This window comes from Streptomyces sp. NPDC054840 (assembly GCF_053611065.1).
The window spans coordinates 1-17538 of sequence record NZ_JBSGZP010000071.1 but is presented as its reverse complement, the minus strand read 5'-3'; the positions used below and the strand labels follow the sequence as shown (position 1 = coordinate 17538).

The following is a 17538-nucleotide window of genomic DNA, read 5'->3' as shown; positions in this document are numbered from 1 at the left end:
CCCCGGCACCCGCCGAGCCGGCGCCCACCGAGGGCGCGGCCGCCAAGGGCAACCCCAAGGACGCGGTGGACTCCGGCGCCGAACGCCCCACCGCAGCACTGCCCTTCGACATGCCCGCGCCGGCCGCCCTGCGCTCGGGCGCGGCGGGCAAGAAGCTGGTGTTCGCCCACTACTTCACCCCCTACCCGCTCTCCCTCGACAACGCGGCCGCGGACCGGGACTACTACACCCGCAACTACCTGAACCCCGAAGGCGAGAGCGGGAAGCACGGCCGCTACGGCGGCCTGCTGCGCGACCGACCGCTGCCCGTGCCCCCCAAGAGCGGCGACTGGGAGTACGCCAACCTCCAGCAGGAGGTGCGCACGGCCCGCGCGGCGGGCATCGACGGCTTCACCCTCGACCTGCTCTCCCTCTCCGGCAAGAACTGGGACCGCAGCAACCTGCTGATGGCGGCCGCCCGTTCGGTGGACCCGGCCTTCAAGATCCTGCTGATGCCGGACATGACCTCCCTGAGGACCGACGACCCCGCCGTGCTCGCCGAGGCGCTCGCCACCCTCGCCGACGCCTCCGCCGCGCACCGGCTCCCCGACGGGCGCCTCGTGGTCTCCCCCTTCAAGGCGGAGGAGAAGAGCGTCACCTGGTGGACCGAGGTCATCGCCCTCCTGAAGTCCGAGCACGGCATCCGCACCGCTTTCGTCCCGCTCTTCCTCGACTTCGGCGCCCACAGCGGCGAGTTCGCCCCGATCAGCCACGGCTTCTCCGAGTGGGGCAGCCGCAGCTACGTCGGCCAGGAGAGTTCCACACGCGACGTCCAGCGGGCCCACGACATGGGCAAGATCTGGATGCAGCCGGTGTCGGTCCAGGACGCGCGCCCCAACCAGGGCATCTACGACGAGGCGGGAAACACCGCGACCCTGCGCTCCACCTGGACGCACGCCATCGACGACGGCGCCGACTGGGTGCAGCTCACCACCTGGAACGACTACTCGGAGGGCAGCCAGTTCGCACCCTCCCTGCACAACGGCCACGCGTATCTGGACCTGACCTCGTACTACCTCACCAAGTTCAAGACGGGCAGCTGGCCGAAAATCGTCCGCGACACCCTCTACCTCTCCGCGCGCACGCAGTTCGCTGACGCCGACCCGACGGGTGACCAGTCGCTGGTGATGTCGCTCCGCAAGGGGAGCGCCCCGCCCCAGGACAAGGTGGAGGTGCTCAGCTTCCTCACCGGGGCCGGATCCGTCCGCACGACCGTCGGCCCCGTGGGCGGCAGTTACGAGGCTCCCGCCGGGATCCACTCGCAGCTGCTGCCGCTGAAGGCGGGTACCAGCTCGGCGCAGGTCGTCCGGGACGGGAAGGCCGGGGTGAAGGTCGACCTGCCGTACCGGGTGGACCACAAGGTGGAGGTGCAGGACCTCCAGTACTACGCGGCGACCAGCGGCCGGGCCTCCTAGTCCTGTGACAGACATCCCCGCCCTGCTCCGCCCGGGCCGGCGCGCCGCGCACGGCCCCGCCGTGCGCGAGCCGCTCGGACGGGCGCCGTGCCTTCGGCGGCGGCGGTGGTGGTCTACCGGAGCCGAGCACGGCGGGAGATGATCCGCAGGACAGCCGCGCCGCGCCCCAGGAGGAGCAGTGACCGAGCCGCTACGTCCCGCCGGGTCCGCCCAGGAGTTCCCCGGCGGGCCCGCCCTGTTCCGCCTGGACCCCCGCGTCGCCCATCTGAACCACGGCTCCTTCGGCGCGGTGCCCGTCCCCGTCCAGGAGGCCCAGTCCGCACTCCGCGCCGAGGTCCACGCCGACCCCGACGCCTTCTTCGCCGCCGTCCCCGACCGCCTCGCCGGGGCCCGTACCCGGATCGCCGCGCACCTCGGCGCCGACCCCGACGGGATCGCCTTCATCGCCAACGCCACCGAGGGCGCCAACCTCGCCCTGGACGCCGTCCCGCTCGCCGACGGCGACGAGATCCTGGTCACCGACCACGGCTACGGCACCGTCGTCGCGGCCGCCGCCCGCCGCGCCCCCGTCACCACGGTGGCCCTGGACCCAGACCTGCCCGACGAGGACGCCGTACGGGAGACCGTGCTGGCCGCACTGACCCCCCGTACGAGGGTGGCCGTACTCGACCACGTCAGCTCGCCCACCGCCCGGATCATCGCCTCGCCCAGGCTCCTCGCGGACCTGCGCGCCCGTGGGATCACCACCGTGGTCGACGGCGCCCACGCCCCGGGCATGCTCGCCGACCCCCTCGCGGGCGGCGCCGACTTCTGGTTCGGCAACCTCCACAAATGGGGCTACGCGCCGTCCGGCAGCGCCGTCCTGGCCGTCGCCCCGCAGCACCGCCGCCGGATCCGGGCCCTCGTACCGTCCTGGGAGGACCAGCACGGTTTCCCGCGTTCCGTCGAGAACCGCGCCACCGCCGACTACACCGGCTGGCTCGCCGCCCCCGACGGGCTCGACCTCCTCGAACGCCTCGACGCGGCCAAGGTCCGGGCCCACAACAGCGCGCTGGCCGCCCACGGCGCGGCCCTGCTCTCCGAGCTCCCGGGGCTCACCCCGCTCCCGCACGGCGAGGCCCTCGCCATGCGCACCCTGCGCCTGCCGCCCGGGGTCGCCGAGACCCCGGACGGGGCCCGCGAGCTGCGTGAGCGGATCGCTGCCGAGCAGGGCATCCGGGTGCTGATCTGGCCCTGGCCGGGCGGCGGCGGCATCCGTGTCTGCGGCCAGATCTACAACCGACCCGAGGAGTACGAACGCCTCGCCGCCGTCCTGCCGCCCTACCTCAGCCCCGCCTGAGCAAGTACGTGTCCATGATCCAGCCCTTGCGGGCGCGGGCCTCGGTGCGCAGTTCCTCGATCCGCCCGGCGACCTCCGCGAGCCTGCCCGAGACCAGGATCTCGTCCGGGGTGCCGACGTAGGCCCCCCAGTAGATGAAGAGGTCCTGGTCCAGGTGGGCGGTGAAGGCGTGCCGCGCGTCCAGCATCACCACCACGTCGTCCACGTCCTGCGGCCAGGCCTCGGCCAGCCTGCGCCCGGTGGTGATCTGGACGGGACGCCCGACCCGGTTCAGGTTGGTCCGGTGCCGCGCCAGCAGTGCCGAGATGCTGCTGATGCCGGGCACGACCTCGTGCTCGAAGGCCACCCGGCCGTGCTCCAGCACCTCGTCGAGGATCGCGAGCGTGGAGTCGTAGAGGGAGGGATCGCCCCAGACCAGGAACGCCCCGGTCTCGCCGTCCGCCAGATCCTCCGCGATGAAACGCTCGAAGAGCTCGGCCCGCGCACTGCGCCAGCCGTCCACCGTCGGGGTGTAGTCGGCGGGCGTCCGGTCCCGGTCCGGGTCGCGGCCCTCCACCAGCCGGTGGCCGGGACGGGCGTGCGCGTCGAGCATCGCGCGCCGCAGCCCGGTCAGATCCGCCTTCTCCTCGCCCTTCTCCAGGATGAGGAATGCGTCCGCCGCGCCGATCGCCCTGACCGCCTGGAGGGTCAGATGGTCCGGGTCGCCCGCGCCTATGCCGATCACTGAGAACTTCTTCACCGGGCTATTGTGCCCATCATGCGAGCCGCCCTGTTCGTCACCTGCGTCAATGACGCGCTCTACCCGCGGACCGGCATCGCCGTCGTACGCCTCCTGGAGCGGCTCGGGGTCGGTGTGGACTTCCCGGCGGCCCAGAGCTGCTGCGGGCAGCCGCAGTACAACACCGGCTACCGGTACGAGACCGAACCGCTGATGCGGCGCACCGCGCGGGCCTTCGCGGGACACGCATACGTGGTCACCCCCTCCGGATCCTGCGCCGCGATGATCCGCGAGCACTACCCGCGCATCGGCCGGAAGGCGGCGGCGGAGGGGCGCGGAAGCGAGCTCGCCGAGGCGGCCGCCGCGCTCGCGCCGCGCGTGTACGAGCTGACCGAGTTCCTGGTCGACGTGCTCGGGGTGACCGACGTAGGCGCGTACTTCCCGCACACCGTCACCTACCACCCCTCCTGTCACGGCCTGCGCGGCCTGGGACTCGCGGACCGGCCGCGGCGACTGCTGGCCGCGGTCAGGGGCCTGGACCTGGTCGAGCTGCCGGGCGCCGAGGAGTGCTGCGGCTTCGGCGGCACCTTCGCCGTCAAGAACCCGGACGTCTCGACCGCCATGGGCACCGACAAGATCACGGCAGCGGCCGGCACCGGCGCCCAGGTGCTGTGCGGCGCCGACAACTCCTGCCTCGCCCACCTGGGCGGCCTGCTCCGCCGCGCGGACAGCCCGATGCGGGCCCTGCACCTCGCCGAGATCCTGGCCGCCACCGAGGAGGAACCGCTGTCATGACGGGCACGTACCTGGGCATGCCCGCCTTTCCCGAGGCGGCCCGCGAAGCCGTACGGGACGAGGTGCTGCGCGCCAACCTCCGGCACGCCACGCACACCATCCGCGACAAACGCGCACGGGCCGTCGCCGAGCTCGCCGACTGGGACCGGCTGCGCGCCGCGGGCAAGGCCGTCAAGGACCACACGCTGCGCCATCTCGACCGCTACCTGCTCCAGTTGGAGGAAGCGGTCACAGCGGCCGGTGGCACCGTGCACTGGGCCGCAGACGCCGACGAGGCCAACCGGATCGTCACGCAACTGGTCCGTGCCACCGGCGAGCGCGAGGTCGTCAAGGTCAAGTCCATGGCCACCCAGGAGATCGGACTCAACGAGGCCCTGGAGGCCGCCGGGATCGCCGCGTACGAGACCGACCTGGCCGAACTCATCGTGCAGCTCGGTCACGACCGCCCCTCCCACATCCTGGTCCCGGCCATCCACCGCAACCGGGCCGAGATCCGCGACATCTTCCGCACCGAGATGCGCCGGTGGGGACGGCCGGCGCCCGCACCGCTCGGCGACGACCCCCGGGAACTCGCCGAGGCGGCGCGCCTGCACCTGCGCGAGAAGTTCCTGCGCGCCAAGGTCGCCGTCTCCGGGGCCAACTTCATGATCGCCGAGACCGGCACGATGGTCGTCCTGGAGTCCGAGGGGAACGGCCGGATGCCTCACCCTGCCCGAGACCCTGATTTCCGTCGTCGGCATCGAGAAGGTCGTCCCGACCTTCCGCGACCTGGAGATCTTCCTCCAGACACTGCCCCGCTCCTCGACGGCCGAACGGATGAACCCGTACACGACGATGTGGACCGGGCTGGGCCCGTCGGGAGGGGCGGACGGTGACGGGCCCGCCGCCTTCCATCTCGTCCTCCTCGACAACGGCCGCACCGACACCCTCGCCGACGAGACCGGCCGGCAGGCCCTGCGCTGCATCCGCTGCTCCGCCTGCCTCAACGTCTGCCCGGTCTACGAACGCGCCGGCGGCCACGCCTACGGCTCCGTCTACCCCGGCCCCATCGGCGCCATCCTCAGCCCCCAACTCCGCGGCACCGGAAGTGAGATCGACGCCTCACTGCCCTACGCCTCCACCCTGTGCGGAGCCTGCTACCAGGTCTGCCCGGTAGCCATCGACATTCCCGAGGTCCTCGTCCACCTCCGCGAACGGGTCGTCCAGGGCGGCCCGGTGACCCGCGACGGCATCCGCGTCACCCTCCGCCCCGCCGACGGCCACACCGCCGAGCGGGCCGCCATGCGCGCCGCCCGGCTGCTCCTGGACCACCCGGGGGCCCTGCGCGCGGGGGAGCGCCTGCTGGCCAGGGCCCGCCGGCTGGCCCCCCGGCGGCTCCCCGGGGCCGGCCGGGCCTGGACCGACAGCCGCGAACTGCCCACCGTGGCGCCGCAGTCCTTCCGCGACTGGTGGGCCCGGGAACGGAGCACCCCGCGATGAGCAGCAAGGACCGCATCCTGGGCCGGATCCGCCGGGCGCTGCCCGACGGCCCCGCCGCGGAGATCCCCCGTGACTACCTCCACGTCCACGGCGTCCGCACCCCGGCGGAGCGGGTGGACCTGCTCGCCGCCCACCTCACCGAGTACCGGGCCGTCGTCCACCGCACCGACGGGCGGGAACTCCCCGCACTGCTGACGCGGCTGCTCGCCGAGCGGGGCGCCCGGTCGGTGCTCGTCCCGCCCGGCCTGCCCCCGCACTGGCTCCCGGCCGGGGGTCCCACCCGCGTACCCGACCGGGAGGCCTCCACCCCGTACGAACTGGACCGGGTCGACAGCGTGGTCACCGGCTGCGCCCTGGCCGTCGCCGAGACCGGCACGATCGTCCTCGACGGCGGCCCCGACCAGGGCCGGCGCCGCATCACCCTGATCCCGGACCACCACATCTGTGTGATCCGGGTCCCGGACCAGGTGGTGGACTCCGTCCCGCAGGCCCTGCCCCTCCTCGACCCCACCCGCCCCCTGACCTGGATCTCCGGCCCCTCCGCCACCAGCGACATCGAACTCGACCGGGTGGAGGGCGTCCACGGCCCCCGCCGACTGGACGTGATCCTGCTGGCGGCGGCGCCCGGGACACAATGAGGGCATGCCATCGCACATCGCCCTCACGGCCCTCCTCGTCCGCGACTACGACGAGGCCATCGACTTCTACACCCGCGCCCTCGGCTTCGACCTCGCCGAGGACACCGCACGCCCCGACGGCTCCCGCTGGGTCGTGGTCCGCCCGCCGGGCGCCACGGAATCCGCGCTCCTCCTGGCCCGGGCCAAGGACGACGCCCAGCGCTCCCGCGTCGGCGACCAGACCGGCGGCCGCGTCGGTCACTTCCTCCACACCGACGACTTCGCCCGCGAGCACGCCCGGATGACCGCCGAAGGCGTCCGCTTCCTGGAGGAGCCGCGCCATGAGGCGTACGGCTCCGTCGCCGTCTTCGAAGATCTGTACGGCAACCGCTGGGACCTCCTCCAGCCCGCCGCCTAACCCCCCAGCCTCGGCGCCTCCCGCGCGGCATCGACGGCCGGGCTCCCGGCCGCCACCCGGTCGGCCAGCTCCCCGGCCCAGCGGACCAGGCCCGGCACGTCGACCCCGTACGGGCCCCCGTCCAGCCCCTCGATCCCGGCGACCCCGCGCCGCAGCAGCCGCGCCCCGCCGACCATGTTGCCGCGCGCGGCGTGCGTCAAACCGACGGCGAGCTGCGCGAGCCCCCGCCAGAGCGGGGCCGCAGCCTCGGGCCCCGACTTCCAGGCGTCCTCGAACACCTCGTGCGCGTGGAACGGCATCCCGGCGTCCAACAGCCGCTGCGCCTCCCGCAGGGTTTCCCCGGGGGAGCGCACCACCCCCTCGGCCTGCCGCTCCACCCCGGCCACCCCGTAGGCGAGCGGCCGCCCCAGCCCATCCCTGGGCCGCGCACTGCGCGCCCGCCCGTCGACATCCCGATCCCGTGCGTTCACGACCCCATCCTCCCCCTCGCCGATTACCCGTGCATGCACACCCCTCGGCGTGGGGTAATGTTCTGCATGTGCCGCCGGGCAGGGGGAAACCCCAGGTCGCAGGCACAACGGGACGTGGCGCAGCTTGGTAGCGCACTTGACTGGGGGTCAAGGGGTCGCAGGTTCAAATCCTGTCGTCCCGACTTTTTTAAGTCGCAGGTCAGAGGCCGTATCGGATGCATCCGATACGGCCTCAGGTCGTTTTGGGGGACCAGTCGGAAACCGAGCCGGTCCGAGCGGATGAGACCGCGACCATTGCCGTGAGTGGCAGCGAACGAAGTGCACGGAGCACCATGAGGTGCGCCGACAGTGTGGCACCAGCTGCCGTGATCTGGCCGGCGTCGGGGTGCAGGTAGCGCTCGGTGGTGGTCAGTGAGCCGTGTCCGGCGATCTTGCACTCCCCGCCGGCCGCCGCCGGTCAGAGCGCGATCAGCGAGCGCCACAGCTGCGTGCGGCTGACGCCGTGGTGCTGGGCGAGGGCGAGCCGCGTGGGTCTGGATGACTCGCAGCCGGGTGAGCACAAGTTCGTCGGGGAAGCGGAGACTCGGGTGGGGCTTTGACGGCTCTTGACCTGGGAGGGGAGGCGCGTGGCGGGTCTGCCGTCTGCCGTTGTGCGGGCTCTTCGCGATCTGGACGCGGCGATGATCCAGATGGTCGGAGTGCTGCCGCGGATGGCCGCCAAGGCGGCCGAACCGCTCAGCGCCATCGACAGGTTGGCCGTCATCTCCACCGACGGCGCGAAGTGGCTGTCCCGCACCGCCGCCGAGAACATCGCCCAGGGCATGGAACCGCTCAGCTCACCCACGGGCGTCGACCTGCCCCCGCTCCTCAAGAGCCTCACCGCGAGCACGTCGGCGACGTCTCCGGAGCCCGTCCCGGCGAACGGCAAGATCGCGAGCAGCGACTGACGCCGACGCCGGGTGTCATCCCCGTCAGGCGTGTCGTCCGACTCCCGGAAATCCCGAACAGCCCGAAGATCCGTGTCAGCCGGTGGCGGCGAGTTCGCCACTCAGGGTCTGGTGCAAACGGGCGCTGGGCTCGTTCAGGCCCGTGATCCGGACGCTCTTGCCGCGCTGTGCGTACCGGTGCTCGATCGCGTCCAGTGCGGCGACCGAGGAGGCGTCCCAGATGTGCGCGCCGGACAGGTCGATGACGACCGCGTCGGGGTCGCCGGCGTAGTCGAAGCGGCCCACGAGCTCATTGGAGAAGGCGAAGAACAGCTCTCCCGTGACGGTGTAGACGACCCGGCCGCCGTCCGCGTCCGTGACCGCTGTGACATCGGCGAGCGTGGCGACTCGCTTGGCGAAGACGACCACCGCCGTGACGGATCCCGCCACGACGCCCACGGCGAGGTTGTGGGTGGTGACCACGCAGGCCACGGTCACCGCCATGACGGTGAGCTCGCCCGCAGGCATCCGCCTCAGCGTCGCGGGCGCGACGGAATGCCAGTCGAAGGTCGCGAAGCAGACCATGACCATGACGGCGACCAGGGCCGCCATCGGGATGTCGGAGACGACCGGGCCGAAGACGATGCACAACACCATCAGGAACACGCCCGCGAGGAAGGTGGAAAGCCGGGTCCGGGCGCCGGAGACCTTCACGTTGATCATGGTCTGGCCGATCATCGCGCAGCCGCCCATGCCCCCGAGGAAGCCGGTCACGATGTTCGCGACGCCCTGTCCGATGGACTCCCGGGTCTTGGAGGACCGGGTGTCGGTGATCTCGTCGACCAGCTTCGCGGTCATCAGGGACTCCATCAGTCCGACGAGTGCCATGGCGAAGGCGTACGGGGCGACCGTGGTCAGTGTGTCGAGCGTGAACGGCACGTCGGGCAGTCCGGGCCTGGGGAGCGAGGAGGGCAGCGCGCCCTTGTCCCCGACGGTCGGTACCGCGATGCCGGCGGCGACGGTGATCACCGTGAGGATGACGATCGCCACCAGCGGGGCCGGAACGGCGGTGGTGATCCTCGGGAACAGCACCATGAGCGCCAGTCCGGCCGCCAGCAGCGGGTAGACGGCCCACGGCACGTTCCGCAGCTCCGGCACCTGGGCCATGAAGACCAGGATGGCGAGCGAGTTGACGAAGCCGACCATCACCGAGCGCGGGATGAACCGCATGAGCTTGCCCACACCCAGCGCACCGAGCACGATCTGGAACACCCCGGCCAGGATGACCGCGGCCACCAGATACCCGAACCCGTGCTCCCGGTTCAGCGGTGCGATGACCAGGGCCACCGCACCGGTGGCGGCGGAGATCATCGCGGGCCGCCCGCCGACCACGGAGATGGTGACGGCCATGGTGAATGAGGCGAACAGGCCGATCGCCGGATCCACCCCGGCGATGATCGAGAACGAGATCGCCTCCGGGATCAGCGCCAGAGCGACCACCAGCCCGCCCAGCACCTCGGTGCGCAGCACCTTCGGCGAGAGCCAGGACGGGCGGAAGCCGCGCAGCCGCGCGGATATGGACACAACGGAGTGAGGCAAGGGGAGCAGACCTGTCTGGCGGGCGTACGGGGGACGGGGGACGGGGACGGGGGACGGAACGGCCCAAGGTACAGCGCGCTCCCGTGGCGCCCGCCCCGCGCTCGTGGGACTTCGGCACCCGGCGGAATCGAATTCTCCGCTCAGGTCACGCCGGCCACCGCAGGCGCCAGGGCGAACCGTTCGGTGCACCCACGCTCAATCAAACCTGCCCACTCCGTTAACATGTTCGATCTGACAATGTTCACGTTGGACCACGATAAGCGGCCGGAAATTGACATCTACGATATCGCGGGTTCTTTCTCGAATAGGCGAGGGCGCTCGCCCCGCCGCGCGACCTCGACCACGAATCCTGCTGTGGGCCGCGGTGAGCGTGATCGCCGTCGGGTTCCTCGTCGCACTGGAGCTGGCCGCCCGCTGGTACGACGTACCGGGCCCGATCACCGCCCAGGCACGAGAGGTGATCTTCGCCCCCAAGTCGGGGACCGTGCTGTACGCCAGCATGGCGCTGATGATGGTGGTGCTCACCTGGCGACAGCGGTTCATCGGGCTGGCCGCCGCGATCGGCATCGACCTCGTCTTCTGGCTCGTGCGGTGGGCGGTCGGCGCCCAGATGATGTTCGGCACCGGCGCGCTGTGGGTGACCCTGGCCTGGGCCGTCATCGCCGTCACGCGCCGCACCGGCCGGGAGCGGCTGCTGCTGCTCAAAGGCGTCGGGCTGGCCTTGCTGCTGGTGACCGGCCGCAAGACCGGCTACACCTGGCTGTTCATCACGTCCAAGTCCCGCCCGACGGTGCTCGACCAGTACGTCGCGACCGCCGATCACGCGCTGGGCAACCCGTCGTGGGTGGCGGGCCGGATCGTCGAGGCCACCGGCACGGTCGGCTTCCGTGTCCTTGAGTTCGTCTACATCCAGCTCGCGGTGGCCGCGGTCGCCGTCGCGCTGTACCAGCTGCGCCACGTGGCGGCCCTGCGCCGCTTCCCGAGCCACCATCTGGTGCGGACCTTCCTGGTCATCGGCCTGCTGGGCCCGGGCATCTACATGATCTTCCCGGTGGTCGGGCCGATCTTCGCCTACGGTGCCGACGGCGGGCAGTGGGCGGTGGCCGACCTGTGGCCGAACACGCCGCCACCGCTCGGCGCCCCCGGCCCGATGCCCTTCGACGAGTTCACCCCGCGTAACTGCATGCCCAGCCTGCACACGGCGTGGGCCACCGCGATCTTCATCCATTCCCGCAAGGCCCCCCGGGCCCTGCGCTACGCGGGCACCTTCTGGCTGATCGCCACGCTCGGCGCGACGCTGGGCTTCGGCTACCACTACGGCGCGGACATCATCGCCGGCGTGGTGTTCACGGTCACGATCGAGACGGCACTGCGCTCGCTCGCCCGCGGCTGGGACCGGCCCGGCATGGTGCTGACCGGCTACGGCTTCGCGGTGTTCGCCGCGTACCTGGTCTCGTACCGCTATCTGTCGACGCAGCTGGCCGCGTACCCATGGGTGTTCGGTCCGCTGCTCCTCCTGGCGATGGGTTCGGTGATCTACGGCTACGTACGGACCACCAGGCTGTGGGAACGGGAGGACGCGGCCGCGGCGGGGGCGCGGGTGCCGGAACCACGACGCGAACAGCAGCCCGAACTGGTGTGAGTGCGCGGTGCGCCGCGACCGGCCGACTCCGCCGTCCCCGCCGAAGGTGGCTCCGGTGGTGCGGGGGCGTGGCTGCGGCGGGGTCAGGCGGCGGGCTTGCCGGGCTGGTCGTGCGTCGAGCAGTGGATGCCGCCGCCGCCCGAGGCGATCGTGTCGATCTTCACCATGACGACGTCCCGCTTGGGGAAGTGCTCCCGCAGGATGCCGCGGGCGCGGTCGTCCGCCTTGCGGTCCCCGAACCGGGGCATGAACACCGAGTCGTTGGCGACGTAGAAATTGGCGTAGGTGCAGACGAAGTCGTCTCCCTCGCCCGTGATCCGGTTCAGGTCGGGCTGCGGCAGGTCGATGACCTCGAAACGGCGGCCACGGGCGTCCGTCGACGTCGACAGGACGGACTTCGCCTGGTCGGCGGAGCGGGACCAGGAGTCCGGCGGAGTGCCGGGGTGGGCGCGGTCCAGCAGGACCACCCCGGGGGCGGTAAAGCGTACGAGGCTGTCCACGTGCGCGTCGGTGATGTCCTCGCCGCGCACGCCGGCCGGCCAGATGACCTTCTGGACGCCCAGGGTCTGCTTGAGCTCGGCCTCGATGGAGTCCCGGGACTTCCCCTTGTTGCGGTTGTCGTTGACGATCGAGCTCTCGGTGACCATCAAGGTGCCCTCACCGTCGGTCTCGAAGGAGCCGCCCTCGGCGACGAGCGGGGCCTGGACCCGGGGGATCTGGTACTGCCGCAGCAGCAGGCGCCCGACCTCGGCGTCGTTCGTGTGCTCCTGCTTGTTGCCCCAGCCGTTGAAGTTGAAGTCGACGCCGACGACCTCGGTGCCCTCTTCGACGAACACAGGAACGGTGTCGCGGGCCCACAGGTCGTCGACGGCCAGGGGAATCACCTCGACGTCGGAGCCGCAGGCCTTCCGGGCCGCGGTCACCTGGTCGGGCCGGGCCATCATGATCACTTCTTCGTAGCCGCCGACGGCCCGCGCGATCCGCGCGATGTCCTCGCGTACGTAGGGCAGGTCCTGCTCCCAGACCGAGGCGAGGGCCGGCCAGGACATGAAGGTGCGGGTGTGGCTCTCCCACTCGGCACCGAACCGGCGCTTTCCGTCAGCGGCGGGCTCGGCGGCGGGCTCGGGGGAGCCGCCGGCGCCGTGGCGCCGGCCCGACTCGGCGGGACCGCAGGCAGCCGCACCGAAGACAGCGGTGCCGATCCCGGCGAAGGTACGGAAGACGGACCGGCGGGTGGGGAGAGCGAACGACACGAGGGAACTCCGATCGGCCCTGTACAAAGGGTGCGCGCTTGCATGCTTATGCACCGAGAACATCCGGTTCGCAGGGGTAAGTACTATGGCCCGGACGTCGTCCACTGTTGCACTGACTGAAATTTCAGTCAATCGACTGCCGCGTCGAGCAGCTCCCGATCGACGGCATCGCCTCCGGCGGCGGCGGAATCCACTGCGCCACCCGGTCCCACCCGGCCGGCGCGGCCGGTCCCGCCCGCGCGGCGCGGCCCCCGCGCCGACCGGCACTCCTGGTGACGGGCCGCGCACATACGCACCCGATCACCCCGGTAGGGTGCGGAGCATGTCGTCTCGTAGTACTCAGATCCTCGAAGCCGCCGCCCGGGTGATCGCCCGGCGCGGTGTGCGCGGGCTGCGCGTAGAGGAACTCGCGGCCGAGGCCGGCGTCTCCACCGCCCTGATCTACTACCACTTCAAGGACCGCACGGGCGTCCTGCGCCAGACGCTGGAGTTCATCAACGACCGCGCCGAGCGCTACACCACCGACCGCGACCCGGACGACCCGCCGCAAACCCCGCGCGAAGAGCTGGAGGAGACCCTCCTGCTGGAGCTCCAGGACACCGTGGAGGTACGGGAGAACAGCTCGGCCTGGGGCGAACTGCGCGCGAGCGCCGTCTTCGACGAGGTCCTGCGCGAGGACCTGGCGCGGGCGACCCTGGTGTGGGTCCAGGAGGTGGCCGCCCTGCTGGGCCAGGTCCGGCCGACGGCGCCGGCCTCCGCCCTGGCCGCTGTCGCCGAGCGGCTCACCGCCCTGCTGGAGGGTCTGAGCATGCGCTGGCTGAGCGGCGGCGTCACGATCGACCACGCGCGCGAGCTGATGCGGGGTGCCATCGAGGCCGAGCTGGCCGGGCTCGGGCAGGGCTGACGTCACCGCCCACTGCGGCGACACCCGCGCCCACACCGCGCCGAAGGCCACCCTGGTCCGGCTCTACCCCGGCCGCACCATCGAGCAGCTCGACCTCGCCCGGCCCGGGACCGGGGGCGGCGGGATCCATAGCGTCACTCACCACCAGCAGCAGCAGCCCGTTCCGTAACCGACACCCGCACAGCACAAGGCGAGGACCAGGGGGACCAGGCGATCGGGGGGCCGTTCCGGGGTGATCCGGAACGGCCCTCCACCGTTTCGTTTCCGGGCACGAACCGGTAAGGGATACCGCCATCCTGGAAAAGCCTTGGACCGCGCGGAGGCAGCCACGGGACACTTCGGTTCCTGCACACCGCCCGCACACGAACGCACAGGGTTGTCATGGGAACGCCTGAACCGCCCGCAAGTCCACCGGGCAAGGGCCCGGTACTCCTCGCACTTCGCTACTACGGACGGGAGTTGGCCCGCCTCCGGTGGCTGACCGCACCCGCGATGCTGCTCCCGGCACTGGGCAACATCGGCATCAACTACATCGCGCCCCTCATCGTCGCCAAGCTCGTCGGCCGCATCGCCGGGGGTGGCAGCACCACCGTCGACGCGATGCTGCCGTTCGTCCTCGCCTTCGCCGGGGTCCTGCTCCTCGCGGAGACGCTGTGGCGCCTCGGCCTGCACTGCCTCAACCGCCTCGACGCCCGCGGCATCGAGCACCTGTACGTCGTCGGCATGGACGAACTGTTCGCCAAGGACGCCGCGTTCTTCCACGACAACTTCGCCGGTTCGCTGACCAAGCGGGTGCTGAGCTTCGCCTCCCGCTTCGAAGAGTTCGTCGACACCCTGACCTTCTCGGTCATGGGCAGCTTCGTACCGCTGGTGTTCGCCTCCGTGGTGCTGTGGCAGTACGACCCGCTGCTCGTCGCCGGACTCCTGGTCCTGATCGCCGTGACCGCGCTGGGTGTGGCGCCGCTGATCCGGCGCCGCCAAGGACTCGTCGCCCAGCGCGAGGAGGCCATCGCGCGGGTGTCGGGCCACGTCGCCGACAGCCTGATGAACATGGACACCGTCCGGGCCTTCGCCGCCGAGGAACGCGAGGCGGCCGAACACCGCTCGCGCGTCGCGGAGTCGCGCCGGCTCACCCTGCGCTCCTGGGACTACGGCAACCTGCGCATCGACACGGTGGTCGCGCCGATGTCCGTACTGACCAACGCGCTGGGCCTGCTGCTCGCCGTCACGCTCGGCGGGGGAGAACACGGCGTGGAGGCGGTCATCGTCGCCTTCACCTACTACGCCAGCGCGACACGCATCATGTTCGAGTTCAACCAGATCTACCGCCGACTGGAGAGCTCGATGACGGAGGCGGCGCAGTTCACCGAACTGCTGCTCACGCCGCCGACCGTACTCGACCCGGCATCGCCCGAGCCGCTGCGGTCGGGGTCCTCCGACGTCCGCTTCGAACGGGTCACCTTCGCCCACGGCGGCGGCAAGCCGCTCTTCGACAGCCTCGACCTGCACGTGCCCGGCGGCTCGAAGATCGGCCTCGTCGGCCGGTCCGGCGGCGGCAAGACCACGCTCACCCGGCTGCTGATGCGCATGACGGACATCGAAGGCGGCCGCATCCTGATCGGCGGTCAGGACATCACCCGACTGCGCCAGGCCGACCTGCGCAGCCTGATCGCCTACGTCCCCCAGGACCCGGCGATGTTCCACCGCACCCTGCGGGACAACATCGCCTTCGCCCGGCCGGACGCGACGGAGGCCGATATCCGCCGCGCGGCCGAGGCGGCACACGTCACGGAGTTCACCGACGCCCTGCCGGACGGCTTCGACACCATGGTGGGCGAACGCGGCGTCAAGCTGTCCGGCGGGCAGCGTCAGCGCGTCGCGCTCGCCCGGGCGATCCTGCGCGACGCGCCGATCCTGCTGCTCGACGAGGCGACCAGCGCGCTGGACTCGGAGAGCGAGATCCTCGTCCAGGAGGCACTGTGGCGGCTCATGGAGGGCCGGACGGCCCTCGTGGTGGCGCACAGGCTGAGTACGGTCGCAACCATGGACCAGCTCGTCGTCCTCGACCGCGGGCGCATCGTCGAGCGTGGCACACACCAGGAGTTGCTCGCCTCGGAGGGTGCCTACGCGAAGCTGTGGCAGCACCAGTCGGGGGGCTTCCTCGACGACACCGCCGCCGCGCGCTCCGACCTCCGCTGACCGCGGGCCGTAGGGTGGCCCGCCCTACCCAGCGCCCGGCGCAGGGCGAGCCCCTACGCCCCGTCCGGCAGAATGATCAATATGACGATCGATGGCCGGGATCCCGACGACTTCCTCCGCCGTTCGCGTGACCGCGTGCGTCCGGACGGGGAACCGGCCGCGGGGACGCGGCGGCGGACCGCGGGCCTGCCGCGCGAGGGGGGCTTCACCCCGCCGCCCGGATCGGACAGGGCCGACCGCATCGCCCTGCTCCGGCTCGTCGGCGCGGACCGAACCCACTCGGAAGCAGGTACCTGATGTCCACGCCCCCCTTGATCCTTCTGCTGTCCGGAAGCCTGCGGACCGGCTCCTCCAACGAGTCCGTCCTGCGCACCGCGCAGGCCGTGGCCCCCGCGCCGGTGCGCACCGTGCTCTACGAGGGCCTGGCCGCCCTGCCGCACTTCAACCCCGACGACGACACCGACCCGCTGCCGGCGCCGGTGGCGGAGCTGCGCGCGGTGATCGGCGCGGCGGCTGCGGTCCTGATCTGCACCCCGGAGTACGCGGGCACCCTGCCCGGCTCGTTCAAGAACCTGCTCGACTGGACGGTCGGCGGGACCGAGATCTGCGACAAGCCCGTGGCCTGGGTCAACGCGGCCGCCGCCGGCCGGGGGCGGGGCGCGGAGGCCACGCTGCGGACGGTACTCGGCTACACCGGCGCGGACATCGTGGAGTCGGCCTGCGTGCGCGTCCCGGTGGACCGGGGCTCGGTCGACGGGGACGGGATCATCACCGATGAAGGGGTGCGCGACCAGCTCGGCGCGGTGCTCGCACGGCTGCTGACGCCCCGCTGAGGGGTCCCACCCGAGAGCGGCACCCAGGATTCAGGACCAGATGTGCATAGCTTGTCCTGATATGAGCATCCATACGGAAAAGAGTGGCGGCCCGGCGCGGCGCCGACTGCTCCGGGTGGTACTGACCGGCACGGTGGCCCTGGGAGCAGGCCTCGTCGCCGGTTCCCCCCGCCCCCCGGAGGCCCCCGTCGCCGGGGGCCCCGGAAGGGTACGGCCGGCCACCCCCGCATCCGCCCTCCGGGAACTGGAGACGGGGAACGCGCGCTGGCGCACCCTGCACGAGCGGCACCCCGACGAGACGCGGAACGTGCGGCAGACGCTGGTCGGCGGCCAGCACCCCTTCGCCGTCGTCCTCGGCTGCGTCGACTCCCGAGTCCCCCCGGAGCTGGTCTTCGACCAAGGCCTGGGCGACCTGTTGACGGTCCGGTCGGCGGGCGAGGTACTGGACGAGGCGGTGCTCGGCAGCATCGCCTACGGAGTCCTCGAACTCGGCATCCCGCTGATCGTCGTCCTGGGCCACCAGTCGTGCGGGGCGGTCGCCGCGGCCGTCCGGGCCGACCAGGGCGGCGCCCCGCTTCCGGGCCATATGCAGTATCTGATCGACCGGATCCACCCGGCGATCGACCGCACCCTCCGCGGAGCCGCGCGGATCGACGCGGCGATCACCGCGAACGTACGGCTGGTGCGGGCGCGGCTCGCCGCGGAACCGGAGTTCGCCGCCAAGGTCGCGGCCGGGGGCCTGGCCGTCGTCGGAGCCCGCTACGAACTCACCACCCAGCAGGTGCGCCGGATCGGCTGACCTGTCGGCTCCGGTGTGGCACGAACCCCAGTTCGTCAGCGCCGGAAGGTCCGAAGCGCACGTCCGGGTGATTGTTCCCCGCCCGGGTGCCTT

Annotated in this window: 17 protein-coding genes, 1 tRNA gene and 1 pseudogene; 15 read left to right on the top strand and 4 right to left on the bottom strand. The window is 71.8% G+C overall.

All coding sequences use genetic code 11. From position 1 onward, the window contains the following. Both ACWGIU_RS08100 and ACWGIU_RS08095 read left to right on the top strand, forming a co-directional pair. A partial coding sequence (locus ACWGIU_RS08100; RefSeq protein WP_453703538.1) for a glycoside hydrolase family 71 protein occupies positions 1–1454 on the top strand: 1454 nt, incomplete at its 5' end. Between the two features lie 178 nt (positions 1455–1632). Next, positions 1633–2793, top strand: coding sequence for an aminotransferase class V-fold PLP-dependent enzyme (locus tag ACWGIU_RS08095; RefSeq protein ID WP_453703536.1), 1161 nt, complete (start codon positions 1633–1635; stop codon positions 2791–2793). Here the strand turns inward: ACWGIU_RS08095 and cobF are convergent. Further along, positions 2780–3532: a precorrin-6A synthase (deacetylating) gene (gene cobF / locus ACWGIU_RS08090; protein WP_453703534.1), complete on the bottom strand. Its 753-nt coding sequence runs from the start codon at positions 3530–3532 to the stop codon at positions 2780–2782. The two genes, ACWGIU_RS08095 and cobF, sit on opposite strands and share 14 nt — an antisense overlap. Positions 3533–3550: 18 nt before the next feature. Here cobF and ACWGIU_RS08085 point away from each other — a divergent pair, with 18 nt between their 5' ends. The 4 genes and pseudogenes from ACWGIU_RS08085 to ACWGIU_RS08070 all read left to right on the top strand — a co-directional run bounded on the left by ACWGIU_RS08085 (position 3551) and on the right by ACWGIU_RS08070 (position 6820). Then, positions 3551–4306, top strand: a complete 756-nt coding sequence (locus ACWGIU_RS08085) for a (Fe-S)-binding protein (protein ID WP_453703532.1) — start codon at positions 3551–3553, stop codon at positions 4304–4306. Then, positions 4303–5785, top strand: a pseudogene (locus tag ACWGIU_RS08080) (lactate utilization protein B). Before ACWGIU_RS08085 ends, ACWGIU_RS08080 begins: the two are co-directional and overlap by 4 nt. Then, positions 5782–6423: a LutC/YkgG family protein gene (locus tag ACWGIU_RS08075; protein WP_453703530.1), complete on the top strand. Its 642-nt coding sequence runs from the start codon at positions 5782–5784 to the stop codon at positions 6421–6423. The pseudogene ACWGIU_RS08080 and the gene ACWGIU_RS08075 overlap by 4 nt, the downstream one beginning before the upstream one ends. Positions 6424–6427: 4 nt before the next feature. Then, positions 6428–6820: a VOC family protein gene (locus ACWGIU_RS08070; protein ID WP_453703528.1), complete on the top strand. Its 393-nt coding sequence runs from the start codon at positions 6428–6430 to the stop codon at positions 6818–6820. Here the strand turns inward: ACWGIU_RS08070 and ACWGIU_RS08065 are convergent. Further along, entirely contained in the window at positions 6817–7290 is a 474-nt protein-coding gene (locus ACWGIU_RS08065) for a DUF309 domain-containing protein (protein ID WP_453703526.1), read from the bottom strand. The two genes, ACWGIU_RS08070 and ACWGIU_RS08065, sit on opposite strands and share 4 nt — an antisense overlap. Positions 7291–7398: 108 nt before the next feature. Between ACWGIU_RS08065 and ACWGIU_RS08060 the strand changes: the two genes are divergently transcribed. Then, positions 7399–7472 (top strand) — tRNA-Pro (locus ACWGIU_RS08060). A 498-nt stretch (positions 7473–7970) separates the two neighbouring features. Then, complete coding sequence (locus tag ACWGIU_RS08055) at positions 7971–8237, top strand: hypothetical protein (protein ID WP_453703524.1); 267 nt, start codon at positions 7971–7973, stop codon at positions 8235–8237. Positions 8238–8312: 75 nt separating this feature from the next. On the opposite strand, the gene ACWGIU_RS08050 is transcribed toward ACWGIU_RS08055, so the two are convergent. Beyond that, the gene (locus ACWGIU_RS08050) at positions 8313–9800 is read right to left on the bottom strand and encodes a SulP family inorganic anion transporter (RefSeq protein ID WP_453703542.1); all 1488 of its coding nucleotides are present in this window, start codon (positions 9798–9800) and stop codon (positions 8313–8315) included. 361 nt (positions 9801–10161) lie between these two features. On the opposite strand from ACWGIU_RS08050, the gene ACWGIU_RS08045 reads away from it, so the two are divergent. Next, complete coding sequence (locus ACWGIU_RS08045; RefSeq protein ID WP_453703540.1) at positions 10162–11457, top strand: DUF5933 domain-containing protein; 1296 nt, start codon at positions 10162–10164, stop codon at positions 11455–11457. A gap of 83 nt (positions 11458–11540) precedes the next feature. Here ACWGIU_RS08045 and ACWGIU_RS08040 read toward each other — a convergent pair whose 3' ends face one another. Beyond that, a complete protein-coding gene (locus ACWGIU_RS08040; RefSeq protein ID WP_453703522.1) occupies positions 11541–12710 on the bottom strand; it encodes an agmatine deiminase family protein in 1170 nt (389 codons plus the stop codon). Positions 12711–13032: 322 nt separating this feature from the next. Here ACWGIU_RS08040 and ACWGIU_RS08035 point away from each other — a divergent pair, with 322 nt between their 5' ends. The 6 genes from ACWGIU_RS08035 (at position 13033) to ACWGIU_RS08010 (ending at position 17445) form a co-directional block, all read left to right on the top strand. Next, a complete protein-coding gene (locus ACWGIU_RS08035) occupies positions 13033–13614 on the top strand; it encodes a TetR/AcrR family transcriptional regulator (RefSeq protein ID WP_453703520.1) in 582 nt (193 codons plus the stop codon). After that, the gene (locus tag ACWGIU_RS08030) at positions 13574–13783 is read left to right on the top strand and encodes a hypothetical protein (protein WP_453703518.1); all 210 of its coding nucleotides are present in this window, start codon (positions 13574–13576) and stop codon (positions 13781–13783) included. Before ACWGIU_RS08035 ends, ACWGIU_RS08030 begins: the two co-directional genes overlap by 41 nt. Positions 13784–13995: 212 nt before the next feature. Beyond that, positions 13996–15813, top strand: a complete 1818-nt coding sequence (locus ACWGIU_RS08025) for an ABC transporter ATP-binding protein (protein WP_453703516.1) — start codon at positions 13996–13998, stop codon at positions 15811–15813. 81 nt (positions 15814–15894) lie between these two features. Then, positions 15895–16110: a hypothetical protein gene (locus ACWGIU_RS08020; protein ID WP_453703514.1), complete on the top strand. Its 216-nt coding sequence runs from the start codon at positions 15895–15897 to the stop codon at positions 16108–16110. Continuing rightward, positions 16110–16646, top strand: a complete 537-nt coding sequence (locus ACWGIU_RS08015) for an NADPH-dependent FMN reductase (protein WP_453703512.1) — start codon at positions 16110–16112, stop codon at positions 16644–16646. Before ACWGIU_RS08020 ends, ACWGIU_RS08015 begins: the two co-directional genes overlap by 1 nt. 61 nt (positions 16647–16707) lie before the next feature. Further along, complete coding sequence (locus ACWGIU_RS08010) at positions 16708–17445, top strand: carbonic anhydrase (protein ID WP_453703510.1); 738 nt, start codon at positions 16708–16710, stop codon at positions 17443–17445. The last annotated feature ends 93 nt before the right edge of the window (positions 17446–17538 follow it).

Coding starts and splice junctions, on each gene's coding strand:
- ACWGIU_RS08085 (WP_453703532.1), top strand. CDS start 3,551: ATGCGAGCCGCCCTGTTCGTCACCTGCGTCAATGACGCGCTCTACCCG.
- ACWGIU_RS08075 (WP_453703530.1), top strand. CDS start 5,782: ATGAGCAGCAAGGACCGCATCCTGGGCCGGATCCGCCGGGCGCTGCCC.
- ACWGIU_RS08070 (WP_453703528.1), top strand. CDS start 6,428: ATGCCATCGCACATCGCCCTCACGGCCCTCCTCGTCCGCGACTACGAC.
- ACWGIU_RS08055 (WP_453703524.1), top strand. CDS start 7,971: ATGATCCAGATGGTCGGAGTGCTGCCGCGGATGGCCGCCAAGGCGGCC.
- ACWGIU_RS08035 (WP_453703520.1), top strand. CDS start 13,033: ATGTCGTCTCGTAGTACTCAGATCCTCGAAGCCGCCGCCCGGGTGATC.
- ACWGIU_RS08025 (WP_453703516.1), top strand. CDS start 13,996: ATGGGAACGCCTGAACCGCCCGCAAGTCCACCGGGCAAGGGCCCGGTA.
- ACWGIU_RS08020 (WP_453703514.1), top strand. CDS start 15,895: ATGACGATCGATGGCCGGGATCCCGACGACTTCCTCCGCCGTTCGCGT.
- ACWGIU_RS08015 (WP_453703512.1), top strand. CDS start 16,110: ATGTCCACGCCCCCCTTGATCCTTCTGCTGTCCGGAAGCCTGCGGACC.
- ACWGIU_RS08010 (WP_453703510.1), top strand. CDS start 16,708: ATGAGCATCCATACGGAAAAGAGTGGCGGCCCGGCGCGGCGCCGACTG.